The organism is Mesorhizobium sp. M7A.F.Ca.CA.004.04.2.1 (assembly GCF_004022825.1).
Lineage (GTDB): Bacteria > Pseudomonadota > Alphaproteobacteria > Rhizobiales > Rhizobiaceae > Mesorhizobium.
Genome location: NZ_RZPH01000328.1, coordinates 1 through 5,633, shown reverse-complemented (window position 1 = coordinate 5,633; position 5,633 = coordinate 1). Strand labels below are relative to the sequence as shown.

At 64.0% G+C, this 5,633-nt stretch carries 5 protein-coding genes; 4 read left to right on the top strand and 1 reads right to left on the bottom strand.

Going from position 1 to position 5,633, the window contains the following annotated elements:
* Positions 1-686: sugar-binding domain-containing protein (locus EN893_RS16160; protein WP_128361642.1), on the bottom strand; the 686-nt coding region annotated here is incomplete at its 3' end.
* Positions 687-945: 259 nt separating this feature from the next.
* On the opposite strand from EN893_RS16160, the gene EN893_RS16155 reads away from it, so the two are divergent.
* From EN893_RS16155 to EN893_RS16140, 4 genes are all read left to right on the top strand, one after another.
* Positions 946-1,932, top strand: coding sequence for an ABC transporter substrate-binding protein (locus EN893_RS16155; RefSeq protein ID WP_127272592.1), 987 nt, complete (start codon positions 946-948; stop codon positions 1,930-1,932).
* Positions 1,933-2,020: 88 nt separating this feature from the next.
* Positions 2,021-3,724 carry an iron ABC transporter permease gene (locus tag EN893_RS16150; RefSeq protein WP_127272591.1) on the top strand — a complete coding sequence of 568 codons (1,704 nt, stop codon included), beginning with the start codon at positions 2,021-2,023 and terminating at the stop codon, positions 3,722-3,724.
* Entirely contained in the window at positions 3,712-4,791 is a 1,080-nt protein-coding gene (locus EN893_RS16145; RefSeq protein ID WP_127270931.1) for an ABC transporter ATP-binding protein, read from the top strand. The genes EN893_RS16150 and EN893_RS16145 overlap by 13 nt, the downstream gene beginning before the upstream one ends.
* Positions 4,791-5,633, top strand: an 843-nt coding sequence (locus EN893_RS16140) for an MBL fold metallo-hydrolase (protein WP_128361643.1), incomplete at its 3' end; no start/stop codon positions are given. The genes EN893_RS16145 and EN893_RS16140, both read left to right, overlap by 1 nt.

The window sequence follows — 5,633 nt, the reverse complement described above, 5'->3', positions numbered from 1 at the left end:
TGCCGGAAGATGGTGGCGTCCGGCGACATGTCGCCGACGGTGAGCAGCGCGATGTCGGCGGCGGCCGCGCGTTGGCGCACATCCTGCAGGGTCGGCTGCGCCCAGAGGAGATCGCGCAGCGAGGAATTGTCGACCGTCACCGGCGCGGTGATCTGGTAGCTGTCGACCTCGAAGACGTCTGCGACCTTGGCTGCGACAATCGATGGATTGATCCATTGCGAGTGCGGCAGGCTGCCGACGAGCGCCACCACGCAGGCACGCTTCAGCTGCCGGCGGGCAAGGAAGCCGAGGCTGGCATGCAGGGTCGCGCCGCCACCGATCGCCAGCGTCATGCCGTCCTGCATCTGCTCGCCGAGGTAGGCCGCGACGGCATGGCCGATGGCCTTCTCCAGATGGTCATGCCCCGACGGCGTCGGGATGACGACGGCGGCGTTCAGACCCCAGCGCTTTTCCAGTTCCCGCTCGAGCGCCACCTGTCCGGCGGTCGGCGCGTTGATCATGGTGACGACAATGCCCTCGGCGGTGCAGGAGGCCAGCGTACGCATGACCTTCACCCTGGAGACATCGAGCTTTTCGGCGATCTGTTCCTGGGTGAAACCTTCGACATAGTAGAGCCATGCCGTCTTGACGTTAAGGTCCGACGAGACCATCGGCAGGCGAGCCTGTCTGGGTTTTTCTGTGGTCATCGGTTCCTGTCCCTCATGAGCCGTGGCCTGCCCGGTGCTCATCAAGGAAACACCGGCCGGATGTCAACTGATGCCGGATCTTCGGCGTGTCGATTGTCGCACATTTCTGTTCATTTGTAATTGACATCGTACATATGAACATATTTTGTGGGTTTCACGCGCTGTGTCATCCACCAGTCATATGCGCCGTGCAGGGAGGAAGAGACGGGGAGCCGGCCAGAGCCGGACCGGTCATGCACAGACAAGACAGGAGGTCTCATTGAAGACGCACTTCATCAAGCTGCTGGCCAGCCAGCTGGCACTCGCGGCAACTTTGTTTGCCGGCGTGGCAAACGCCGAAACACTGACGCTCTACACGTCCCAGCCGGAAGCCGACGCGGCCAAGACCGTGGATGCCTTCAAGAAGGCACAGCCGGGTATCGATGTGAATATCTATCGCTCGGGAACGAGCGATATCCTGACTAAGATGGCGGCCGAGTTTGCCGCCGGCAGCCCGCAGCCCGACGTGCTTCTGATCGCCGATGCGGTCTCGATGGAGCTGTTGAAGAAGGACGACCGGCTGCTGCCCTATCCCGAGGCAAAGCTCGAAGGCATCGAAGCGGATGCCTATGATGCCGGCAAGACCTATTTCGGCAGCAAGCTGATCACCACCGGCATCGTCTACAACACCGCGGCGACCGAGAAGCCGCAGCATTGGGCAGATCTCGCCAAGCCGGCCTATGCAGATGGCCTGGTCATGCCGAGCCCGCTCTATTCGGGTGCGGCCGCCTACCTGCTTTCGGGCTTCGTCGGCGATACCAATTATGGCTGGGATTTCTTCCAGAAGCTGAAGACCAACAACACCGTCAGCGTGCGCGGCAATGGTGCGGTGCTGAAGTCGGTGGCATCGGGCGAGAAGCCCTATGGCATCCTCGTCGACTTCATGGCGATGAACGCCAAGAAGAAGGGTTCCCCGGTCGAGTTCGTGTTCCCCTCGGAAGGTGTGCCGGCAGTGACCGAACCGGTCGCCATCATGAAGACCGCCAGGAATGTCGATGGCGCCAAGAAGTTCGTCGACTTCATTCTTTCCGATGACGGCCAGAAGCTTGCGCTTTCGATGGGCTATCTGCCGGCGCGCGCCTCGGTCGGCCGCCCCGAATGGCTGCCGGAAGGCGTCAAGGTCAAGGTGATGTCGTTCGACACCAAGGCAATCGTCGCCAAGACCGACGCCGACAAGGCGAAGTTCTCGGAACTGTTCGGCGGCTGAGCCGGCAATCCAGTCGGCATGCCCCCCTAGCGGCATGCCGACTGCGAAACCCGAGCGCATCGGCTGATCGATCCCAGGAAAAGCAATCATGTCAACACGGATCAGGGAAAGCCGGGGCCAGGAAATGGTCCTGACGGCGGCGGTGGCCATCGTCATCGTCCTGCTTTCGCTGCTGCCGATGCTGCGCCTGATCAAGGAGATCGTGGCACCCGGCGGCACGCTGTCGGCCGTCGCGATAAAGGCGGGGCTCGCCAGTCCGGCGACCTGGGTCGCCACCTGGCACACACTGGTCGTCGGTATCGGCGGCACCCTGCTTGCGGTGTTGTCGGGTACGCTGGTGGCCGTCCTCGTCACTCTGACCGATATCCGCGCTCGCAGCGCCATGGTGCTCTGTTACGTCATGCCCTTGATGATCGCACCGCAGGTGACGGCGCTGGCCTGGCTGCAATTGTTCGGCCCGGCAAGCCCGTTCCTCAAGCTGTTCGGGGCGGCACCGCCGCTCGGTACCAGGAATCCGCTCTATTCGACATTGGGCATCATCCTGCTGCTCGGCGTGCAGTATGGGCCGCTGGTTTTCCTGCTGGTGCGCGCCGGCCTGCGCAAGCTGCCGCGCGAGCTGGTCGAAGCGGCGCGGGCGGGCGGCGCCGGCTGGTTCACCGTGCTGGTCACCATCGTGCTGCCCTTGATGACGCCGTCGATCATGGCCGCCGCCGCACTCGCCTTCGTCTCCTGCGTCGGTAATTTCGGTATTCCGGCCTTTCTAGGTATTCCCGCCAACTATCTCGTGCTGCCGACGCTGATCTATCAGAAGCTGGCCGGCGGCGGCCCTGCCGTGCTCGGCGAAACCGCGTTCCTGTCGGTGCTGATCGGCATCATCGCCATGGCGGGCATCCTTGCCCAGGAGATCATGAGCCGCCGCCGCGACTATCGCATCAGCTCCACGTCGCTTTCGGCTGAGCCATACGAACTCGGCCGCTGGCGGCCTACGGTCCAGGCCGGCATGTGGCTGCTGATCATCGTGGTGCTGTTCCTGCCGCTGTTCGGGCTGGTTCTGACATCGCTGGTGCCGGGCTACGGCATCGCGCTCACCGCCAAGACGGCGACGCTCGACAATTATCGCTTCGTGCTGTTCGAGCATGACGCGGCCGGCCGCGCCTTCTTCAACAGCTTCTGGCTGTCGATCGCGGCGGCCTTCTTCGCGGTCCTGGTTGCCGTGCCGATCGGCTATCTGATCGCCTGGGGCAAGCAGCGCTGGGTGCGGCTGCTCAATCTGTCGGTGGAACTGCCCTATGCACTGCCCGGTGTGGTGCTGGCCATCGCCTCGCTGCTCATGTTCCTGCGGCCGATCCCGCTGACCGGCATCCAGCTCTACAACACCGTCTGGATCATCCTCTACGCCTATCTCGCCCGTTTCCTGGTGCTGGCGCTGCGGCCAACCATCAGCGGCTATCACCAGATCGACCGGGCGCTGGAGGAGGCTGCGCAAGTGGCAGGCGCCGGGCTGTTCACGCGCATGCGCACGATCATCTTTCCCTTGGTGGCACCGGCGGCGATCGCCGGCGGCCTGCTGATCTTCATGACGGCGCTGAGCGAACTCACCGTTTCGGCGCTGCTGTGGTCGTCGGGCTCGGAAACCATCGGCGTGGTGATGTTCTCCTTCGAGCAGGGCGGCGATTCCAACTATGCGGCGGCGATGTCCGTCATCACCGTGGCGGTCACCTTCGTGCTGATGCTGGTCACCAATCTGCTTGCCCCCTACCTTCCGACCGGAGTGCTGCCATGGCGCGATTGAGCCTGGACAATGTGACCAAGAGCTTCGCCAATTTCGATGCCGTCAGGGACGTGTCGATCGACGTCGCCGACGGCGAGTTCCTGGCGGTGCTCGGCCCTTCCGGCTGCGGCAAGACGACGTTGCTGAGGCTGGTGGCCGGATTCGAGAAAGTGACTTCGGGCGAAATCCGCATCGGCAGCGAGGTCGTGTCGGGCAAGGGCTGCAGCGTCGCACCGGAAAAGCGGCGCGTCGGCATCGTCTTCCAGAACTATGCGCTGTGGCCGCATATGACGGTGGCCGAGAACATCGGTTATTCGCTGAAGGTGGCGAAGCTCGACAAGGCTGTCGCCCGCCGGAAGGTTGAAGACGCACTCGCCCTTGTCAATCTGCAAGGGCTGGGCGAGCGTCGGCCGGCCAATCTTTCCGGCGGCCAGCGCCAGCGCGTGGCGCTGGCGCGCTGCCTTGTCGCCGCGCCCTCGCTAGTGCTGTTCGATGAGCCGCTGGCCAATCTCGACGTGCATCTGAGGGCATCGATGGAGGACGAGTTCGCATCCTTCCACAAGCGCACCGGCACCACCATCGTCTACATCACCCATGATCAGGCCGAGGCGATGGCATTGGCCGACCGCATCGCGGTGATGGATGGCGGGCGCCTTGCCCAGCTGGCGACGCCGCGCGAGCTCTATCATGAGCCGGCAAATGAAATGGTCGCATCCTTCATTTCGCAAGGCATTTTGCTGCCCGTGGATGTGTTGAGCGCGGAAGAAAGGGGCCACTGCAAGGTCCGGGTTCTCGGCGCTGAACTGGTTGTCCGCTGCCGGCCAGGCGAGCGGCCGCGAACCGGGGCAAAGGTCTGCTGCCGGTCGGCCGATCTCGACGTGTCGCCGGATGGCCCCGGCTTTGATGGTCTGGTCAAGCGGGTGATCTACCAGGGTGGCTCGGCGCGCATCGAATTCGCGCCTTCGACCAGTCCCGATCTCACTTTGCATTTCGAACAGCCCGACCCGGTTTTGCTGGAGAGCGGAGCCCATGCGCGTCTGCGGATACGCTCCGGCTGGCTGATCCCGGCGGCGGGGGCAGCATCGTGATGATGCTCGACCTGCTCGGCGGCTTTGGCGAAAAGGGCCGCACCAGTCTTGCTGTCAGCAGCGGCAAGGATCGCATCCTGCTCGACGTCGGCATCAAGGTCGGCGCCTCGGGCGCGGACTACTATCCGGTGCTGAACGGGTCGGTCGCCGACATCGACGCGCTGTTCGTCTCGCATGCCCATGAGGATCATGTCGGCGCACTGAGTTGGCTGCTGTCGCGTGGCTATGCCGGCCCGATCTTCATGACGGCCGAGACCCGCAATGAGGCGCCCGCCACGCTCGCGGGCTATGCTGAGCCCGAGGATTTCAGGCGGTTCCCTTTTCCCGAAGACCGCATCGAATTGTTCCAACCCGGCGATACGCTGAAGAGCGGAAATCTCACGATCCGGACGGGACGCTCCGGGCATGTGGTGGGCGGCGTCTGGTTTGCCGTCGACGATGGCGAGAGCCGCGTCGCCTATTCCGCCGACGTGGTGCCGGACAGCAATGTCTTCGTCATGGACACGATCCCCCACTGTGATCTTCTTGTTCTCGACGCCTCCTATGGTGCCGATCCCGTGCCGGGCGCGGCGCGGGCGCTCGAAATCTCGCAGTGGGTTGCGGGGCATTCGGGCGGGTGTCTTTTGCCGACGCCGCTCTCGGGTCGGTCGCTGGAGCTGATCGCGGCCTTGCCTGGCCCGTTCGCCATCCATGCCGGCATGCGTTCGTCCCTGGAAGCGCAGATCGGCGCCACGGCAGCCTTGTTGCCGGGCGTTTCAGCGTTGCTGCGCCGCCGCTTGCAGGAAGCAGCCGACTGGACCGATGCTGATCCCCTGCCGTCCACGCCGTTGCTGGCGGATGAC

Coding starts and splice junctions, on each gene's coding strand:
- EN893_RS16150 (WP_127272591.1), top strand. CDS start 2,021: ATGTCAACACGGATCAGGGAAAGCCGGGGCCAGGAAATGGTCCTGACG.
- EN893_RS16145 (WP_127270931.1), top strand. CDS start 3,712: ATGGCGCGATTGAGCCTGGACAATGTGACCAAGAGCTTCGCCAATTTC.